16 protein-coding genes are annotated in these 17,874 nt (G+C 70.5%); 6 read left to right on the forward strand and 10 right to left on the reverse strand.

Annotation, left to right across the window (positions count from 1 at the left end; all coding sequences use genetic code 11):
• The first annotated feature begins 53 nt into the window (after positions 1-53).
• The 5 genes from LR948_RS08160 (at position 54) to LR948_RS08180 (ending at position 4,400) form a co-directional block, all read left to right on the forward strand.
• Positions 54-1,034: a TRAP transporter substrate-binding protein gene (locus tag LR948_RS08160; RefSeq protein ID WP_370634913.1), complete on the forward strand. Its 981-nt coding sequence runs from the start codon at positions 54-56 to the stop codon at positions 1,032-1,034.
• A 69-nt stretch (positions 1,035-1,103) separates the two neighbouring features.
• Positions 1,104-1,655: a TRAP transporter small permease gene (locus tag LR948_RS08165; RefSeq protein WP_232753500.1), complete on the forward strand. Its 552-nt coding sequence runs from the start codon at positions 1,104-1,106 to the stop codon at positions 1,653-1,655.
• Positions 1,655-2,959 carry a TRAP transporter large permease gene (locus LR948_RS08170; RefSeq protein ID WP_232753501.1) on the forward strand — a complete coding sequence of 435 codons (1,305 nt, stop codon included), beginning with the start codon at positions 1,655-1,657 and terminating at the stop codon, positions 2,957-2,959. Before LR948_RS08165 ends, LR948_RS08170 begins: the two co-directional genes overlap by 1 nt.
• Positions 2,956-3,483: a winged helix DNA-binding protein gene (locus LR948_RS08175; protein ID WP_232753502.1), complete on the forward strand. Its 528-nt coding sequence runs from the start codon at positions 2,956-2,958 to the stop codon at positions 3,481-3,483. The genes LR948_RS08170 and LR948_RS08175 overlap by 4 nt, the downstream gene beginning before the upstream one ends.
• Positions 3,480-4,400 (forward strand): hypothetical protein, encoded by a 921-nt coding sequence (locus LR948_RS08180; RefSeq protein WP_232753503.1) that lies wholly within the window; start codon positions 3,480-3,482, stop codon positions 4,398-4,400. Before LR948_RS08175 ends, LR948_RS08180 begins: the two co-directional genes overlap by 4 nt.
• On the opposite strand, the gene LR948_RS08185 is transcribed toward LR948_RS08180, so the two are convergent.
• The 10 genes from LR948_RS08185 to LR948_RS08230 all read right to left on the reverse strand — a co-directional run bounded on the left by LR948_RS08185 (position 4,360) and on the right by LR948_RS08230 (position 15,570).
• Positions 4,360-5,538, reverse strand: a complete 1,179-nt coding sequence (locus LR948_RS08185) for a sialidase family protein (RefSeq protein WP_232753504.1) — start codon at positions 5,536-5,538, stop codon at positions 4,360-4,362. The genes LR948_RS08180 and LR948_RS08185 overlap by 41 nt on opposite strands.
• 1,003 nt (positions 5,539-6,541) lie before the next feature.
• Complete coding sequence (locus LR948_RS08190) at positions 6,542-6,721, reverse strand: hypothetical protein (protein ID WP_232753505.1); 180 nt, start codon at positions 6,719-6,721, stop codon at positions 6,542-6,544.
• Complete coding sequence (locus LR948_RS08195; RefSeq protein ID WP_370634914.1) at positions 6,718-8,046, reverse strand: c-type cytochrome; 1,329 nt, start codon at positions 8,044-8,046, stop codon at positions 6,718-6,720. The genes LR948_RS08190 and LR948_RS08195 overlap by 4 nt, the downstream gene beginning before the upstream one ends.
• Positions 8,043-9,269, reverse strand: a complete 1,227-nt coding sequence (locus LR948_RS08200) for a formate dehydrogenase subunit gamma (RefSeq protein ID WP_232753507.1) — start codon at positions 9,267-9,269, stop codon at positions 8,043-8,045. The genes LR948_RS08195 and LR948_RS08200 overlap by 4 nt, the downstream gene beginning before the upstream one ends.
• A gap of 235 nt (positions 9,270-9,504) precedes the next feature.
• Positions 9,505-10,098: a formate dehydrogenase FDH3 subunit beta gene (gene fdh3B / locus LR948_RS08205; RefSeq protein WP_232753508.1), complete on the reverse strand. Its 594-nt coding sequence runs from the start codon at positions 10,096-10,098 to the stop codon at positions 9,505-9,507.
• Between the two features lie 15 nt (positions 10,099-10,113).
• Positions 10,114-13,122 (reverse strand): formate dehydrogenase subunit alpha, encoded by a 3,009-nt coding sequence (locus LR948_RS08210; protein ID WP_232753509.1) that lies wholly within the window; start codon positions 13,120-13,122, stop codon positions 10,114-10,116.
• A 114-nt stretch (positions 13,123-13,236) separates the two neighbouring features.
• A complete protein-coding gene (locus tag LR948_RS08215; protein WP_232753510.1) occupies positions 13,237-13,431 on the reverse strand; it encodes a twin-arginine translocation signal domain-containing protein in 195 nt (64 codons plus the stop codon).
• 137 nt (positions 13,432-13,568) lie between these two features.
• Positions 13,569-14,180: a molecular chaperone gene (locus LR948_RS08220; RefSeq protein WP_232753511.1), complete on the reverse strand. Its 612-nt coding sequence runs from the start codon at positions 14,178-14,180 to the stop codon at positions 13,569-13,571.
• Positions 14,177-14,989: a DUF3306 domain-containing protein gene (locus tag LR948_RS08225; RefSeq protein ID WP_232753512.1), complete on the reverse strand. Its 813-nt coding sequence runs from the start codon at positions 14,987-14,989 to the stop codon at positions 14,177-14,179. Before LR948_RS08225 ends, LR948_RS08220 begins: the two co-directional genes overlap by 4 nt.
• Positions 14,986-15,570 carry a DUF3305 domain-containing protein gene (locus LR948_RS08230; protein ID WP_232753513.1) on the reverse strand — a complete coding sequence of 195 codons (585 nt, stop codon included), beginning with the start codon at positions 15,568-15,570 and terminating at the stop codon, positions 14,986-14,988. The genes LR948_RS08225 and LR948_RS08230 overlap by 4 nt, the downstream gene beginning before the upstream one ends.
• 158 nt (positions 15,571-15,728) lie before the next feature.
• On the opposite strand from LR948_RS08230, the gene LR948_RS08235 reads away from it, so the two are divergent.
• A complete protein-coding gene (locus tag LR948_RS08235; RefSeq protein WP_232753514.1) occupies positions 15,729-17,693 on the forward strand; it encodes a 4Fe-4S binding protein in 1,965 nt (654 codons plus the stop codon).
• The last annotated feature ends 181 nt before the right edge of the window (positions 17,694-17,874 follow it).

Below are 17,874 nucleotides of genomic sequence, written 5' to 3' on the forward strand. Positions count from 1 at the left end.
CGGCAGGTCCGGGGCTGCCAAAAGCCGCCCGCACAACAACAGGGAAATCCGCAATGACCATGAGTACCTTTCGCACTCTGCCCGCGGCGCTGATCGCCGCATCGCTCGCGCTGCCTGCTGCGGCGGCGGAATGGGACATGCCGACGCCCTATGGCGACAGCGTCTTCCACACCCAGAATATCCAGCAATTCGCCGAGGATGTCTCGGCGGCGACCGATGGGTCGATGACCATCACCGTGCATTCGGCGGGCTCGCTTTTTGCCCATCCCGAGATCAAGGACAGCGTGCGGCGCGGGCTCGCGCCGATCGGCGAGGTGCTGATGTCGCGGCTGGCCAACGAGGATCCGATCTTCGCGGTCGACTCGATTCCCTTCCTGGCCTCGAGCTACGACGAGGGCCGCGCGCTCTGGGAGGCCTCGCGCCCGCTGGTCGAGGAAAAGCTCGCCGCCCAGGGGCTGACGCTGCTCTTCGCGGTGCCCTGGCCGGGCCAGTCGATCTACACCCAGGAGCCGGTGGAAAGCGCCGCCGACCTCGAAGGCGCCTCCTTCCGGGCCTATAACGCCGCGACCGAGCGGCTGGCGCAGCTCATGGGCGCGGTGCCGACCCAGATCGAGACCGGCGACATCCCCACGGCCTTCGCCACCGGCCGGGTCGACGCGATGATTACCTCGCCCTCGACCGGCGTTTCCTCGCAGGCCTGGGACTTCACCTCGAACTACACCGACACCCAGGCCTGGCTGCCGAAGAACATGGTGATCGTGAATTCCTCGGCCTTCGACGGGCTCTCCGAGGCCGAGCAGGAGGCGATCCTGTCCGCCGCCGAAGAAGCCGAGACCCGCGGCTGGGAGATGTCCGAGGCCGAGACGGAATCGAAAATGGCCGAGCTTGAAGAGAACGGCATGACCATCTCGGCACCCTCCGAGACGCTCTCGGGCGAGCTGGCTGAGATCGGCGAGACCATGACCCAGGAATGGCTCGAGGACGCCGGCGCGGAAGGCCAGGAGGTCATCGACGCCTATCAGTCCAGCATGTGACGGACCTTCGGGCGCGGCGGGGCCTGGCGTCCCGCCGCATCCGTCCATTCCCAACCGAAGGGGCACGACATGCGCCGATTGCTCGACCGCATCTACGACCTCGCGCTGTGGCTGGCGGCGCTGACCTTCGCGCTGATCGCCGTCTTGGTGCTCGCGCAGATCCTCGGACGGCTGACCGACCGGGCGGCCCGCGCGCTGGCGCTGCCGCCGCCGGGGCTGACGGTGCCCTCGCTGGCCGAGTTCGGGGCCTTCCTCTTTGCCGGCGCGGTCTTCCTCGGCCTCGCGGGCACGCTGCAGGCGGGCGGCCACGTCCGTGTGAAACTGCTGATCACCGCGCTGCCCGAGACCGCGGCGCGCTGGCTCGGGGCCGCGGTCGCGGGCGGGGCTGCGGCGCTGGCCGGTTTCGCCACCTGGTCGAGCCTCCTGCAGGCGCTCGACAGTCTGAAATTCAACTCGGTCAGCTACGGCGTCGTGCCGATCCCGCTGGTGATCCCGCAGGGGGTGATGACGCTGGGGCTCGCGCTGTTCACGCTGGCGATCCTCGACGCGATGGTCACCCAGATCCGCGGCGGCACGCCCGCCCATGACGCGGCCGAGGTCAAGGACGGGGGCAAGTCCTGATGGAAATCGCAACGCTCGCGCCGCTCCTGGTGGTGGTTCTTTTCGGCGCGCTGGCGCTGGGCCTCTGGGTCGGTTTCGCGCTGATCGCGGTGGGGCTGGTGGCCATGCTGGCCGCCGCCTCGGCACCGCCGAGCCTGGTCTTCGCCACCAAGGTCTGGGGCGGGCTGACCGTCTGGGACCTGACCGCGCTGCCGATGTTCATCTGGATGGGCGAGATCCTGGTGCGATCCCGGCTCTCCTCGGACATGTTCTCGGGCCTCGCGCCCTTCACCGCGAAGCTGCCCGGGCGGCTTCTGCATGTGAACGTCATGGGCTGCGCGCTGTTTGCCGCGGTCTCGGGCTCCTCGGCGGCGACCACGGCGACCATCGGGCGGATGTCGCTGCCCGAGCTGAAAGCGCGCGGCTATGACGACGCCATGGCGATCGGCACGCTGGCGGGCTCGGGCACCTTCGGCTTCCTGATCCCGCCCTCGATCATCCTGATCGTCTACGGCGCCGCCACCGAGCAATCCATCGCCCGGCTGTTCCTCGCGGGCGTGGTGCCCGGCTTCATGCTGGCGGCGCTCTTCGGCGGCTACATCATGCTCTGGTCGCTTTTGAACCGCAGCCGCATGCCCGAAGCCGAACCCGCCGTCGACCGGCGCGAGGCGCTGGGCGCCGCCGCCCGGCTTCTTCCGGTGCTGGGTCTGATCGTGGCGGTGATCGGCTCGATCTACCTTGGCATCGCGAGCCCCACCGAGGCCGCCGTCATCGGCGTCACCGGCGCGCTGATCCTGGCCGCCGTGACCGGCGCGATGAGCTTCCGCGGTTTCTTCGACTCGCTCCGGGCCGCGACGATCACCACCTGCATGATCGCCTTCATCCTGGCCGGGGCCTCCTTCCTGACGGTCGCCATGGGCTACACCGGCATCCCGCGCGAACTGGCGCGGCTGATCGGCGACATGGGGCTGTCGCCCTATGCGCTGCTCGCGATGCTGACGGTCTTCTTCATCGTCATGGGGATGTTCCTCGACGGGATCTCCATCGTGGTGCTGACGGTCTCGATCATCCTGCCGATGGTGGTGGGCGCGGGCATCGACCCGATCTGGTTCGGGATCTTCCTGGTGCTGGTCGTGGAGATGAGCCAGATCACCCCGCCGGTGGGCTTCAACCTCTTCGTGATCCAGACCATCACCGGGCGGGACATCTTCACCGTGGCGCGTTACGCCGCGCCCTTCTTCCTGCTTCTGGTGCTGGCGGTGGCGATCCTTTCGGCCTTCCCGGGGATCGCGCTCTGGCTGCCCGGGACGATGCTGTCACGATGAGCGCCGAGGGCAAGAAGACGGGCATCGGCCCGGTCGTGAGCTCGGCCCATCTGGCGGCCTCGGGCATGCCCGAGCTGTCCGAGGTCGAATACGCGCTGACCATGGCCAACCACGCCTTCCAGCGTTGGATCGTGCGCTGCATGGATGCCGCGGGCGCGCCGGGCATGGCGCCGCTCGAGGTGCTGATCCTGCACCTGGTGAACCACCGCGACCGGGCCAAGACCCTGGGCGACATCCGGCTGGTCCTGCACGTCGAGGACGCGCATCTGGTCAGCTACGCGGTGCGCAAGCTGTCCGAGCGCAAGCTGGTGGTCACCGCCCGGCAGGGCAAGGAAAAGGCCGTGGAGATCACCGAGGAGGGCGCCGCCCTCTGCGCCCGCTACGCCGAGGTGCGCGAGGCGCTGCTGGTCGATCTCGCCCGGGAGAACGGCTTCCGCCCCGAGGAGATGTCGCGGCTGGCCGCCCTCCTGCGGGCGCTCTCGGGCAGTTACGACCACGCCGCGCGGGCGGCGACCACGCTTTGAGGGCGCTGGCCGCGCTGGCGGGCTGGGGGCGCTGGCTCCTGATCGCGGGGCTGGTGGCGGGCACGCTTCTGCCCGGGCTGGCGCGGGCCTTCGCCCCGGCAATCGTGCCGCTTTTGGCGGTGCTCCTCTGCCTCGCCGGCCTGCGCGAGGGGCCGCGCGCCGCGCTGCCCGCACGGGCGGGGCTGCGCTCCGGCCTGACCGCCACGCTGGCGCTGCAGTTCGCGCTGCCGCTCCTGGCGGGGGCCGCGCTTTGGGCCGGGGGGCTTCTGGATGCGCCGCTCGCGCTGGCCGCGCTTCTGGTCTTTGCCGCAGCCCCGATCACCGGGGCGCCGGGGCTCGCGGTCATGTCCGGGGCGGATGCGGGCGCGGCGCTGCGCCAGCTGACGCTGGGCACCGCGCTTCTGCCGCTGACGGCGCTGCCGGTCTTCGCGCTGCTGCCGGTCTTTCCCGACCCCATGGCGGTCTTCGGCGGGGCGCTGCGGCTCCTTTTGCTGATCGCGCTGGCGGTGGGGCTGGCGGGGCTCCTGCGCCGCGTCCTCCCGGCGCTGAGCCGCCCCGAGGCGCGCCCGGCGATCGACGGGGCCATGGCGCTGGCCATGGCGCTGGTCGTCGTGGGCCTGATGTCGGCGCTGGCCCCGGCCGCGCGCGATGCGCCGGGGGCCCTGGCGCTGACCTTCCTGTTTGCCTGGGCGCTCTACCTCGCCCAGAGCCTCGGCGCCTGGCGCATCGGGCGGCGTCTGACCGCGAAAACCGAGGCCCGGGCCTTCGCGATCTCGGCGGGCAACCGCAACCTCGCGCTCTTCCTCGCGGCGATCCCGCCCGAGATGGCCGCGCCCTTCATGGTCTTCATCGGCTGCTACCAGGTGCCGATGTATCTCACGCCCCTGGTGCTGCCGCGGCTGACGGGCCGGGGCTGAAGGCCTCGACGCAGAGCACCGTCGGCAGGTGGCGGGCGATCTCCTCCCAGCTCTCGCCGCCGTCGCGGCTGCCGAAGACCGAGCCCGAGTTGGTGCCGAAATAGACCCCGGGGTCGGCCTCGCGGTCGGTCGCCATGGCCTGGCGCAGGACGGTGAAGAAGCAGTCGCGCTCGGGCAGGCCGACCTGGCGCGGGCTCCAGCTCGCGCCGCCGTCCGAGGTCTTCCAGACCTTGGCCGAGGCGCCGGGCGGGAAGCGCCCCTCCATGTCGCCGTTGAGCGGCAGCACCCAGGCGGTCTCGGGGTCGGCGGGATGCACTGCGATCGGAAAGCCGAAGGTCGAGGGCAGGCCCGCGCCCGCCTCCTCCCAGGAGCGGCCGCCGTCGGCGGAACGGAAGGTGCCATGGTGGTTCTGCTGCCAGATCACGTCGCCCGCCGCCGAGGGCGCCCGCACCATGTTGTGCACGCAGAGGCCGATCTCCTCGGGGCTGCCCGCCGCCGGGTGGCCCGAGGTCGCCGCGGGGGTGTTGGCCCGCCGCACCCGCCGGTCCCAGGAGGCGCCGCCGTCCTCGCTGGCGAAGACGCCCGCGGCGGAGATGCCGACCCAGAGCTTCTCGGGGGCGCGCGGGTCGCTGAGGATCGTGTGCAGGGTCAGCCCGGCGGCCCCCGGCGCCCAGTCCTTGGCGGTCGGATGCTCGGTCAGCGCCTCGAGCGCGGTCCAGCTCGTGCCGCCGTCGGTGCTTTTGGCCAGCGTCGCGGGCTTGGCCCCGGCGTAGAGCGTGCCCTGGCTGTAGTGCAGCGACCAGATCGCATCGAGGCTGTCGCCGAAGGGCGCGTCCTCGGCGGGCGCCTGGCCGAAGAAGGCGCGCATCTCGGGGTCATTGGCGAGCCAGGTGTCGATCTCGCCGCGCGAGAGCTTGGTGAGGGTCCATGTTGCGCCGCCGTCCTCGGAGCGGAAGACGCCCGCGCCGTGGAAGTCGTTGCCGCCCCCGGCCCAGAGCGTCCCGCCCTCGGCGTCGCCCGCCATGTGGTTGATCGGCCAGCCGTCGCAATGCGGCCCGCTCACGGACCAGGCGGCGCGGTCCTCGGAGGTGAGGATGAAGGCGCCCTTGGTGGTGCCGACGAGAAGATGGAATGCCATGGCAGCGCCTCCCCGGGGTGGTTCGGCGCGAGGGTAACACGGGGTGTGCCGGGGGAGGGCGGGAAAATGGGGGGGCTTAGTTGGAAGGTGGGGCTGGAGAGCTGGGCGTTGGGGTTCGAGGACTGGTCGTTGGGGTTGGGAGCGGCTGGGGCAGGTGAGCTGGAAGGGGAGCGTGCGGGCGGATTGGGGCTTGTGCCGTTATCGATGGGTCATCGGGCCCAATGTCGCCGCGCATCAGACCGCCTCAACCCACCATCAGAGACGCACCGCACTTATCACCCGAGACACACCACACCTGCCACCCGGCACACACGACGCCGTCCACCCGACACATCTCACACGGGCCACCCGACACGCACGACGCCCGCCACCTGACAAACCCCACACCTGCCACTCGACAGGCTCTACACTCACCACCGCGCACAACGCTGGGACAACGCCCTTCTTGCGCCCGAATAGCACCGAAGGTGCCGGGCGCGCGCCGGACCGGCCCCTTGGGCCGGCGCTCCTTGGGGTGGCGTGCCTAGCTCACAGCGAGCAATGACCTTGCAGCCATAAAGTGCGCAGCCCAGAGGTCAGAAGCGCCGGCCCCCGGTCCGGCGCGCGCCCTCTGGCGGGAGGGCTGTGAGGGGGGCAGGGCGTTGCGCGACAGGGTGGAGCGGGGCGCGACGCTGGGAGAGGGGGAGGCCGCTGAGGATCAGGAGGGAGAGAGGCCGCGCGGGTTCAAAGGCGCGCGGCTCCAATAGGCCCAGGCGCCACACGCCCTGATCGCCGCTCCGGCTTAAAGGCGCGCGGCACCAAGAAGCACCGGGGCCGCCCGGTCTCAAAGGCTTGCGGCACCAAGACCCCCGGGACCGCGCGGGCTCATAGCCTTGCAGCACCAAGAACCCCCATGCCGCACGGCCTCATTGCCGCGCGCCACCGAGCCCCCCCGCCACACGACCCCAAAGAAGCGCCGCACCGAGCCCCGCCAGCGGCCAGCCTCACGCCACCTAAGCCCCCCTTACTCCGCCGCCTCCGTCTCCGTCGGGCTGCCGGCGTTCTCCGGGCCGGCTTCGCCCAGGCGCACGGCGCCGTTCGAGGCGGTGCGGTCGGCGGCCGAGAAGTCCCAGGCGGTCAGCCCGGCCCAGGCGACGACGGCGATTGCGATCACGGCGGCAAAGCCCAGGATCATGGCTTTCATGGCTGCTCCTTCTTGGGTGCGGTCTCGCGGCGCAGGTAGGCGATCAGGTCCGCCCTGTCGCCCGCGCCGGTGATCCGCTGCATCGGCATCTTGGTTCCGGGTATATAATGCGCCGGGCCCTGATCGAAGAGGGCGTCGATCGTCGCCGCCTCCCAGACCAGCTCGGAGCCCGTCAGCGCCTCGGAATAGCTGTAGTCCGAAAGGCTGCCGGCGGGGCGCCCGAAGAGCGCATAAAGCGAAGGGCCGGCGCGGCGCGCCGAGCCCGGGGTCAGCGTGTGGCAGATCGAGCACTTGCGTTTGAACTGCCGCTCGCCGTTGGGCATCGCCTCGGGATCGCCGAGGAAGGCCATGTCGCCGGTCTGCATCTGCGGCTGGTCCGAGAGGCTCTCGACCGGCCAGCGGTGCACGGCGGAATCGAGCCCGGCGGCGTAAAGCGCCCGGCCCGAAGGGTCGAAGGCCAGGGCCCAGATCGGGCCCCGGGTGGCGGCGCGGAAATCGCCCTCGATGCTCCAGCGGTCGGTGGCGACGACCGAGATGAAACCCTCGCCGTCGCCGATGGCGAGCCGGGCGCCGTCGGGCGTGCGGGCCAGCGCCAGGATCGGGCGGCGGTCGAGCGTCAGATCGGCCCGCGCCGCGCCGGTCGCGAGGTCGACCACCCGGGTCACCCCGTCGACCGCGCCATAGGCGAGCCAGCCCGCGGCCTCGTCGATCACCAGTTCGTTCAGCCCGAAGCCGTGTTCGACCAGCCGGGCGCGCTCGGTGCCCGCGGGCAGATCCCAGATCCGCAAGCTGCCGTCGGCGGAGGCGGAGTAAAGCACCGCCCCGCCCTCGGCGAAGGCCAGGTCGTTGACCGGCCCGTCATGGCCCGAGAGGAACCGCCCCGGCCCGCCATCGCGCGGCCAGAGCCCGATCACCCCGTCCCAGCCCGCCGAGGCGATCAGCCGCTCGGAGGCCGCCAGCGCCACCACCTTGCCCCGGTGCCCGGAAAGCCGGGTCGCCGCGCCGGTCGCGAGGTCCCAGCGGATCAGGTCGAAGTCGTCGGCGGCCGAGACGGCCTCGCTCTCGGAGAGGAAGAGCACCGCGTTGACCGCGGCGGCATGGCCGTCGTGCCAGCGCGGCGTGCCGCCCTCCCAGAGCCCCACGGCGTTGTCGAAGCTCGCCGTGGCGACGCGGCCCTCGGGGCTGACGGCGACGTCCATGACCGGGCCGCCGTGGCCCTCGAGCCGCAGATAGGGCAGCTCGGCCGCCGCCGGGGCGGGGCCGAGCGGCGCCTGAAGCGCGGCAAGCGCTGCCAGCGCGAGGGCCGGGGCGCGCAAGGCCGTCACTCTGCTGGGGTGGCCCCGGAGGCCCCGCGAGTCGGGCCCGCGCCCTCGGAGAGCTTCTTCTCGGCCCAGAGCGAATGGTGCTCGCGCGCCCATTGCTCCTCGACGTCGCCCTGGCCCATGGCGTCGAAGGCGCCCTCCATGCCGATCGTGCCGATGTAGATATGGGCGATGATCACCGCCATCATCACGAAGGCCACGATGGCGTGCCAGAGCTGGGCGAACTGCATCTCTTCCTGCGGTTCGAGATCGGTGGGGAAGCTCTCCATGCCGATCAGGCTGGGCACGCCCCAGGAATTGAGATGCGCGAAGGTCGGCTCGAAAAGCGTGATCTGGAAGGGAAACAGCAGCGCCACGCCCGAGGCCGAGACCGAGACCCCGAAGATCACCACCACCCAGAAGATCATCTTCTGGCCGGCGTTGAACTTCTTCGCGGGCGGGTGGCCCTTGGTGAAGATCCCGCCGCCCTTGGCGATCCACTTCAGGTCGGTGAGATCGGGGATGTTATGCGCCACCCACATCACGAAGACCATGATCAGCCCCAGCATGAAGGCCCAGGAGACGTTGTTGTGCAGCCACTTGGAGCCGATGGCGATGTCCGAGAAAAGCTCGAGCCCGAAGACCGGGATCAGGAACTCGCGGCCCATCAGCGTGATCAGCCCGGTCAGCGCCAGGATCACGAAGGAGCCGGCGATGAGCCAATGGCCGAAGCGCTCGATGCCGGTGAAGCGCTGGATGCGGCGGCCGGTCTTCTCGCCCTCGATGCGGATCCGGCCCTTGATGAGGTAGAAGAGCGCCAGGAGCCCCATGGTGCCGAGTAGCAGGTAGCCGCCCCAGTGCAGCACCGGGCCTTCGCGCAGCTCGAGCCACCACTGGCCGCCGCCCTGCATGATGACATTGGAGGCCGGGCCCCGCGCCTGGGTGGTGATCTCGCCCTCGTCAAAGCGGAAGGCGCGCCAGAGGTCGGCGTCAGAGGCGCCGCCGAGCGTGCCGAGCGGCCCGTCCGAGGCGCTCTCGGTGGGTTCGCGCACGCCGGTCAGGGCGCGGCGGGCGGCGGTGTCGTCCGAGGAGAGACCCTCCTGGCGGCGCAGGATGTCCTCGAGCGTGGTGGTCGCGGCGTCGGGTTCGGCGCGCTGCACCTCGGGGTCGACCGCCTGGGCCGCGCCCATCTGGGGCAGCGCCATGAGGGCCGCGAGGACGATCAGGAGCGAGCGGAGAAGGTGCATGGGTCTGCCTCCCAGAGGTCGGATCCGGCGCGGGCGGCTCGGCGCGGCGCGGGACATCGGAAATGCGGTCAAAACAGTCACGAGGCTGCGTCCGGGTGAAGCTGCGGCGCCCGGAGCCCCGCGCCGCCCGGTCGCCCCCTTGCCGGGGGGTGCTGCGCGACGGGACGGGGACCGGACGGAAAGGGCCGGCCTCGGCAGGCCGGCCCCGGAGGTGTCGGGCCGTCGGCCCGGGGCCTTACTGGCCCTTCTGGTCGTAGGCCGTGCCCCAGCCCCAGGCGCCCGAGCCGAAGCCGCGGGCGACGACGCGCTCGCGGTAGATGCCGGAGACCACGTCCCCGTCACCGGCCAGGAGCGCCTTGGTCGAGCACATCTCGGCGCAGATCGGCAGCTTGCCTTCCGCGATCCGGTTGCGGCCGTACTTCTGGAACTCCGCCTGGCTGTTGTCCTCTTCGGGGCCGCCGGCGCAGAAGGTGCATTTGTCCATCTTGCCGCGGCTGCCGAAGTTGCCGGCCTGCGGATACTGCGGCGCGCCGAAGGGGCAGGCGTAGAAGCAGTAACCGCAGCCGATGCAGAGGTCCTTGGAGTGCAGGACCACGCCGTCGGCGGTCTGGTAGAAGCAATCCACCGGGCAGACCGCCATGCAGGGCGCATCGGAGCAATGCATGCAGGCCACCGAGATCGAGCGTTCGCCCGGGCTGCCGTCCTGGATCGTCACCACCCGGCGCCGGTTGATGCCCCAGGGCACCTCGTGCTCGTTCTTGCAGGCGGTCACGCAGGCGTTGCATTCGATGCAGCGTTCGGCGTCACAGAGGAATTTTGCGCGTGCCATAAGTCTCTCTCCTCCTTACGCGGCTTCGATGCGGCAAAGGGTTGCCTTGGTTTCCTGCATCTGCGTGACCGAGTCGTAGCCATAGGTCTGCGCAGTGTTGCAGCTTTCGCCGAGGACGTAGGGATCCGCGCCCTCGGGGTAGTGGTCGCGGCGATCCTCGCCCTGCCAGAAGCCCCCGAAGTGGAAGGGCATGAAGGCGACGCCGGGCGCGACGCGCTCGGTCACCATGGCCATGACGCGGATCTTGCCGCCCTCGGGGCCATGCACCCAGACCATCGCCCCGTCCCGGACGCCCAGGTTGTTGGCGTCGCGCGGGTTGACCTCGATGAACATGTCCTGCTGGAGCTCGGCGAGCCAGGGGTTGGAGCGGGTCTCGTCGCCGCCGCCCTCGTATTCGACCAGGCGGCCGGAGGTGAGGGTGATCGGGTAGTCGGACGAGAAATCCGTCGCCTGGATCGACTTGTAGAGCGTCGGCACCCGCCAGAACTTCTTGTCCTCGTAGGTCGGGTAATCCGCCACCAGGTCGTAGCGCGGCGTGTAGAGCGGCTCGCGGTGGATCGGCACCGGGTCCGGGAAGGTCCAGACCACGGCGCGGGCCTTGGCGTTGCCGTAGGGCGCGCAGCCATGCTTGATCGCGACGCGCTGGATGCCGCCCGAGAGGTCGGTCTTCCAGTTCACCCCGCCGACGGCCTTGGCGTAGTCGGACTTGAGCGGGCCGGTCTGGCTTTGCTCTCCGACCTCGGTCTCGGCGTCCGAGGCGCCGCCGGCCTGGGCCTGCGGGCGCTCGCCGCTGTAGCCGGCGACCCGTTCGATCACGCTGCGCTCCTCGTCGGTGAGATCGCCGTCCCAGCCGAGGTCGATGAGCATCTGCATGGTGAACTCGGGGTAGCCGTCGGGGATCTCCGAGCCGACCGGCGCGACACCCTCGGCCAGGAGGTTGTCGCCGTCGCGCTCCACCCCGAAGCGGGCGCGGAAGCCCATGCCGCCATCGGAGACGGGCTTGGAGATGTCGTAGAGGTTCGGCGAGCCGGGATGGTTCATCTCGGCCGTGCCCCAGCTCGGCCAGGGCAGACCGTAGTAGTCGCCGTCAGCCGGACCGCCGAGCGCCTTGAGCGTGGTGCGGTCGAAGGTGTGCTGGTTCTGCATGTGGGTGCGCATCCGCTCCGGCGACTGGCCGGTGTAGCCGATGGTCCACATGCCGCGGTTGAACTCGCGGGTGATGTCCTCGATCAGCGGCTCGTCGCCATTCACCTCGATGTTCCGGAAGATCCGGTCCGAGAAGCCGAACTTGTCGGCGAAGAGCTTCATGATCGTGTGGTCGGGCTTCGACTCGAAGATCGGGTCGACGACCTTTTCGCGCCACTGCAGCGAGCGGTTGGACGCGGTGACCGAGCCGTAGGTCTCGAACTGCGTGGCCGCGGGCAGCAGGTAGACCCCGTCGGTGCGGTCGTTCATCACCGCCGAGACGGTCGGATAGGGATCGACCACCACCAGGAGATCGAGCTTTTCCATCGCCGTCTTCATTTCCGGCAGGCGGGTCTGCGAGTTCGGCGCGTGGCCCCAGAAGACCATGGCCTTGGTGCTGTTGGGCTGGGCCAGGTTCTCGGCGTCCTCGAGCACACCGTCGATCCAGCGCGAGACCGGGATGCCGGTGACGTTCATCATCGGAACGTCTTCGTTGCCCTTGTCGCTGGCGGTCTCCTGGCTGAAGCGGCTCTTGAGCCAGTCCAGGTCCTCTTCCCAGACGCGCGCCCAGTGGGCGTAGGCGCCGGCGGAGAGGCCGTAGTAGCCGGGCAGCGTGTCGGCGAGCACGCCGAGGTCGGTCGCGCCCTGCACGTTGTCATGGCCGCGGAAGATGTTGGTGCCGCCGCCGGCCTTGCCCATGTTGCCCAGGGCCAGCTGCAGGATGCAGTAGGCGCGGGTGTTGTTGTTGCCGTTGGTGTGCTGGGTGCCGCCCATGCACCAGATCACGGTGCCGGGACGGTTGTTGGCCAGCGTGCGGGCCACCCGCTCGAGCTGCGAGCCCGGCGTGCCGGTGATGCGCTCGACCTCCTCGGGGTTGTACTTGGCGACCTCCTCGCGGATCTGGTCCATGCCCCAGACCCGGGTGCGGATGAACTCCTCGTCCTCCCACTTGTTCTCGAGGATGTGCCAGAGGATGCCCCAGACCAGAGCGACGTCGGTGCCGGGCCGGAAGCGCACGTATTCGTCCGCATGGGCCGCGGTCCGCGTGAAGCGCGGGTCGCAGACGATCAGCGGCGCGTTGTTCTGCTCCTTGGCCTTGAGAAGGTGCAGCAGCGAGACCGGATGCGCCTCGGCGGGGTTGCCGCCGATCACGAAGATCGCCTGGCTGTTGTGGATGTCGTTGTAGGAGTTGGTCATGGCGCCGTAGCCCCATGTATTCGCAACGCCCGCGACCGTGGTGGAGTGGCAGATCCGCGCCTGGTGGTCGACGTTGTTGGTGCCCCAGTAGGCGGCGAACTTGCGGAAGAGATAGGCCTGTTCATTGTTATGCTTGGCCGAGCCCAGCCAGTAGACCGAATCCGGGCCGCTTTCCTCGCGGATGCGCAGCATCTCGTCGCCGATCTCGTTGATCGCCTGCTCCCAGGAAATCCGGGTCCACTCGCCGTCGACCTTCTTCATGGGATACTTGAGACGGCGCTCGCCGTGGGTGTGTTCGCGCACCGAGGCGCCCTTGGCGCAATGGGCGCCGAGGTTGAACGGGCTGTCCCAGCCCGGCTCCTGGCCGGTCCAGACGCCGTCGCGCACCTCGGCGATGACGGTGCAGCCGACCGAGCAGTGGGTGCAGACCGATTTCACCGTCTGCACGGCGTCATTGACGGCCTGCTGGGCCGAGGCCTGCGTGACCGAGCCCGCGGTGGCGCTGATCGCGGCCAGACCGCCGATGGCCAGGCCCGAGCCGCGCAGGAAGGCGCGGCGATCGACGGAAGCCCCGCCGATCTCGGACAGAAGCCCGGTTCTCTGGGGGCGGCGCGCCACCCCGCTTGTCTTTTTCCTGAGCATGGTTCCCTCCGTTAGCGTCCCCGCTGGCAGCCCGGAGGGCCGGTGCGGGATCCTGTATCCGGCTTTCGGGGACGTGACACCCTGTGGCCGGTTATGCGTAGAAGCTGGCGTCCGTCAGAACCGGGCGCTGTCGAAATAGGCGCGGGTATGCGCGGTGTCGCGCAGGCCGCTCTCCGATCCCTGGTCGGAGGCGGCGGCCTCGGCCTCGGTGCCGGAGGTCGCGACGGCGGCGAAGGCGGCGGGCGCCGCGGTGCCGGCGAGTTTCAGGAAGTTGCGGCGGCTCGCATCCGCCTTCTTGCTCTCGGACATTCTGGGTCTCTCCCTTCCTTGTCGTGGACCGCGGGTGAAGGCCGGTCCGACCTTTTTGGCAGCCCTCCCCGCAAGCCACGGGAAACCTGCAATTTTTCAGGGCCGACGCGGCGCGTGCCGCGGCAACCTGGGGTGGATCACTCCGAGGTCAATCGGAAGCCCTCGCGTTCGATCTCCACGAAGGCGCGGCCGACCGAGCCGACCGCGGCGTAAAGCATCGCCGATTTCGCGGTCTCGAGGTCCGCGAAGAAATGCCCGGCCCAGGGCCCGACGTGGCGATTGAAGAAGGTCTTCTGATCCTCGAGCGGCGCCGGCTGGCCGAAGCGGCCGACGATCAGCGCGCCCATGACCTCCATCAGCGAGGCGATGTTGTCCTCGGGTTCGAAGACATTGGGCGAACGCGTCAGCCCGCGCGCGCGCAGGTCCTGGCGCAGCGTGGCGAGCGGCTTCTCGTTCAGGAACCCGGTCAGGTAATACGAGGCATAGGGCAGAAGCTCGCCCCGGCCGAGGCCGATGAAGAGCCGGTTGAACTCGCGTTCGAGGTCGCGGACCGAGGAGCTCTTGGCGCAATCGGCCAGCCGGGTGATCGCCTGGCCCAGGTCGCTGTCATCGCCCGAGAGGCCGGCGACCTGCGCCAGCAACATCTCGTCCGGCGGCCCTGCCAGGAGCAGGCCGAGAAAGTTGTAGAGATCGGCGCGAAGCCGGTCCTCCTCGCCCACATGGGGGCTCGCCGAAGCAGCGGTGGTCATTCCCTCTCCTCGAAATCGAAGCGCATCCGGCGGGGCCGATGAAACGCCTCGGGATCTGTATGCAATGGTGTTCCTTCCGGGGCGGGAGCCTCCATTGCGACTTTGGTCGTAGAAGGGCTCTCCACCCATGCCTGATCCTGCATATCTGCGCGGGACCCTGCATTTTTTCCCGAACCCGCCAGGGTTCCAGCTGTTGAAGGTGTCTCGGGCGCGCTCTCGGCCCCGGTCTGAGGCTCCGTTTCGCGTGCAGGATCCGAGGCCAGGGCAGGGGGCTCGACCGAGTCTTCGGCGTCCTCTCCGGGCGTCTCATCCCCGTGCCCCTCGGGGGACACAGCGGGGGCGCTCTCCGCCGTCTCGCCCGCATCCGCCGCCAGCGCCTCGGGCGCCGCGTCACCCGCCTCGGCCTCCGCCTCGGCGGCCAGCGTCTCGACATGGGCGCGCATGCCCCGGCCGATCTCATAGGCGGTCTTCACCCCCGGCATGTCGGTCGCGGCGTTGGTGTAATCGTCGTCGTAGTCGTTCAGCCCGTCGACGCAGGCCAGGACCGGGTTCGAGCCCCAGAGCTTGCGCAGCGCCCGGCGGCGCAGCCGCTCGGGGATCTCCCGGCGCATGAAGGCGGCGATGCCCTCGCCGGGCTCCAGGCTGTCGGGATCGGGCAGGCCCAGCTCGGCGCAGATCTCGGCGTCGCTCTTCTCGGCCAGGGCGCCGGCGCGGGCGGTCTCCTCGGCCTCGGCGGCGCTGCGGGCGGCGTCCTGGGCCTCCTCGGCGACGCGGGCCTTGCGCCGCGACCAGAAGTCGCCCCGGCTCATGTCCGGTCTCCGTGGCGGCCCGCGGTGGGGGCGCGGAAGATGTCGGTGGGCTTGGCGATGCGCGGATCGCCCAGCCGCTCTTCGCCGTCCTCGGGGCCCGGCGCGCGGCGGCGCTTGCGCTTGACGAAGGCTTCTTCGCGGTAATGCGCCTCGATCCACTGGCCGGCCCAGCCGATCAGCGCGTCGGGCAGGGCGAGCTTCTCCACGAGCTCCTCGCCCGATTGCTCGAAAAGCGCCGCCTCATGCGGCGAGAGGGTCACGAGATGCACCTTCCAGGGAAACTCCTCCTGCCCCGAGGGGCGGAGAATCACGAACCCCGCGGGCACCTTTTCCGAGAGCGCCACGCGGTAGGCCTCGGCCTCGCCGCGATAAAGCGTCAGCGGCACGGTCGCGGCGTGGTAGTCGATCCGTTCGCCCTCGCGGCGCAGCTCGCGCCAGTCGGCATCGGGCGCATCGGCCAGGAGCGCCTTCGGCTGCCAGACCTCGCGTTGCCAGCGGGTTACCCCCGGGCGGCGCTCCACCAGGACGCCGACGCGGCGGCTGACCGTCTTGCGGTCCGCCAGATCACTTGCGGTTGTCACCTGTGCTCTCCCTCTGGTGCCGGCCGTCCGTCTCTGCGAGGCTCTACCTTGTCTAACCCGGCAGCGGGCGCTATCCAAAATCACAAATTCCCGAAGAACAAGGGGTTCGCCGCAGGTCCCAGCCAGGCCCGCGGCCCGCCGGGAATGAAGGGGGATCCATGACAAAACGTCTTCTGCTCTGCGATTGCCTGGGCTCGCAGCCCGTCGACGCCGCCCGCATCGGCGCGGCCACCGGCTGCGAGACCGGCCGTGTGCACCACGCGCTCTGCCAGGGCGAGACCGAGGCCGCCGCCAAGGCGCTGGCGGGCGGCGACACGCTGGTGGCCTGCGCCCAGGAGACCGCCTTCTTCGAGATGCTGGCCGAGGAGCTGGGCGTCGAGACCCCGGCCTTCGTCGACCTGCGCGACCGCGCGGGTTGGTCCGAGGAAAGCGCCGAGGCGGGGCCGAAACAGGCGGCACTTGCCGCCGAGGCGCTGCTGGAGATGCCGGTGCCGCGCACCCGCGACGTCACCTCCGAGGGCACCTGCCTGCTCCTGGGCACGGGCGAGCTGGTCTTCGAGGTCGCCGCGCGGCTTTGCGAGACGCTGGCGGTCACGGTCCTGCAGGAGGATGCCACCGATCCCCCCGCCGACCGCCGCTTCGACGTGGTGCGCGGGCGGCTGCGCTCGGCCCAGGGCGCGCTCGGGGGCTTCCAGCTCAGGATCGACGGCTTCCAGGAGCTTCTGCCCGGCGGGCGCGGGTCATTCGCCTTCTCCGAGCCCCGCGACGGCGCGGGCTCGGCCTGCGACGTGATCCTCGACCTGCGCGGCGCGACGCCGCTTTTCCCCGCCCACGAGAAGCGCGAGGGCTACCTGCGCGCCGATCCCGGGCGCCCGGCGGACCTCTGGATGCGGGTGGCCGAGGCCGCGGGGCTGGTCGGCACCTTCGAGAAGCCGCTCTACGTGCGCACCGAGCCCGCGCTCTGCGCCCATTCCCGCGCCAGCCAGACCGGCTGCACCCGCTGCCTCGACATCTGCCCGACCGGCGCGATCAGCCCCTCGGGCGATCACGTCACCGTTGACCCGATGGTCTGCGCGGGCTGCGGCGCCTGTTCGGCGCTCTGCCCCTCGGGGGCCATCGCCTATGACGCGCCGCCGCCCGCGGCGATCTTCCGGCGGCTCGACACCCTGGCGCGCAGCTACCGCGAGGCCGGCGGCGGGGCGCCCCGGCTCCTGGTGCATGACGGGGACCACGGCCGCGAGATGATCGGGCTTGCCGCGCGCTTCGGCCGCGGGCTGCCCGCCGATGTGATCCCCTTCGAGACCGAGGCGCTGGCGGGCTTCGGTCATGCCGAGATGGTCGCCGCGCTGGCGGCGGGCTTCTCCCGCGTGGACCTGCTGCTCTCGCCCCGGACCGAGCGCGAGACCCCGACCCGCGAGACCGCGCTGGCCAACGCCCTGACCGGGCAGGAGGCGGTGCGCCTCCTGGAGCCCGCCGAGCCCGACGCCCTGCCCGAGGCGCTTTACGGCGGTGCGGCCGAGGCGCTTTCCGAGCCCGCCCTGCCGATCGGCACCCGCCGCCAGGTGGCCCGCGTCGCCGCCCGCGCGCTGAACCCCGAGGGCGGCGTCATGGCCCTGCCCGAGGGCAGCCCCTACGGCGCGGTGCTGGTCGACCCGGACGCCTGCACGCTCTGCCTTTCCTGCGTGTCGCTCTGCCCCTCGGGGGCGCTCGGCGACAACCCCGACAAGCCGCAGCTTCTGTTCCAGGAGGACGCCTGCCTGCAATGCGGCCTCTGCGCCAACATCTGCCCCGAGGACGCCATCGCGCTCGAGCCGCGCATGGACCTGAGCGAGGCGGCGCTGTCGCAGCGCGTGCTGCACGAGGAGGAGCCCTTCGCCTGCGTCGAATGCGGCGCGCTCTTCGGGGTGAAATCCACCATCGACCGGATCACCGAGAAGCTCGCCGGGAACCACGCGATGTTCGCCAATCCCGACGCCGCGCGGATGATCCAGATGTGCGACGACTGCCGGGTGAAGGCGCAGTTCCACAGCACCAACAACCCCTTCGCCGGGGGCGAGCGCCGCCCGGTGCGGACCACGGCGGATTACATGGGCGAGAGCCCCTCGAAGCGGCGCGATCACTGAGAGGGGGGGGAGCGCCGGGCCCTGACGGTCCCGGCGCTGCGAGACCTCCGGTCTCGCGCTCTGGGGAGTATTTTTGGCCCGGCCATGCCGGGGGCGGGGCGCCCGGAGTGGCTTGGGCTGTGCGGGGTGAGGGGGTGGATTTTTTTGGTGGTGGGTGTTTGCGGTTGGGGGTGTGCGGGCT

The organism is Roseivivax sp. GX 12232 (assembly GCF_021272185.1).
Lineage (GTDB): Bacteria > Pseudomonadota > Alphaproteobacteria > Rhodobacterales > Rhodobacteraceae > Roseivivax.

Excerpts from the sequence above, each read along its gene's own strand:
- LR948_RS08215 (WP_232753510.1), bottom strand. The coding sequence starts at position 13,431 with ATGTCCGAGAGCAAGAAGGCGGATGCGAGCCGCCGCAACTTCCTGAAA.
- LR948_RS08200 (WP_232753507.1), bottom strand. The coding sequence starts at position 9,269 with ATGCACCTTCTCCGCTCGCTCCTGATCGTCCTCGCGGCCCTCATGGCG.
- LR948_RS08220 (WP_232753511.1), bottom strand. The coding sequence starts at position 14,180 with ATGACCACCGCTGCTTCGGCGAGCCCCCATGTGGGCGAGGAGGACCGG.
- LR948_RS08225 (WP_232753512.1), bottom strand. The coding sequence starts at position 14,989 with ATGAGCCGGGGCGACTTCTGGTCGCGGCGCAAGGCCCGCGTCGCCGAG.
- LR948_RS08190 (WP_232753505.1), bottom strand. The coding sequence starts at position 6,721 with ATGAAAGCCATGATCCTGGGCTTTGCCGCCGTGATCGCAATCGCCGTC.
- LR948_RS08170 (WP_232753501.1), top strand. The coding sequence starts at position 1,655 with ATGGAAATCGCAACGCTCGCGCCGCTCCTGGTGGTGGTTCTTTTCGGC.
- LR948_RS08165 (WP_232753500.1), top strand. The coding sequence starts at position 1,104 with ATGCGCCGATTGCTCGACCGCATCTACGACCTCGCGCTGTGGCTGGCG.
- LR948_RS08185 (WP_232753504.1), bottom strand. The coding sequence starts at position 5,538 with ATGGCATTCCATCTTCTCGTCGGCACCACCAAGGGCGCCTTCATCCTC.
- fdh3B (WP_232753508.1), bottom strand. The coding sequence starts at position 10,098 with ATGGCACGCGCAAAATTCCTCTGTGACGCCGAACGCTGCATCGAATGC.
- LR948_RS08160 (WP_370634913.1), top strand. The coding sequence starts at position 54 with ATGACCATGAGTACCTTTCGCACTCTGCCCGCGGCGCTGATCGCCGCA.
- LR948_RS08175 (WP_232753502.1), top strand. The coding sequence starts at position 2,956 with ATGAGCGCCGAGGGCAAGAAGACGGGCATCGGCCCGGTCGTGAGCTCG.
- LR948_RS08210 (WP_232753509.1), bottom strand. The coding sequence starts at position 13,122 with ATGCTCAGGAAAAAGACAAGCGGGGTGGCGCGCCGCCCCCAGAGAACC.
- LR948_RS08235 (WP_232753514.1), top strand. The coding sequence starts at position 15,729 with ATGACAAAACGTCTTCTGCTCTGCGATTGCCTGGGCTCGCAGCCCGTC.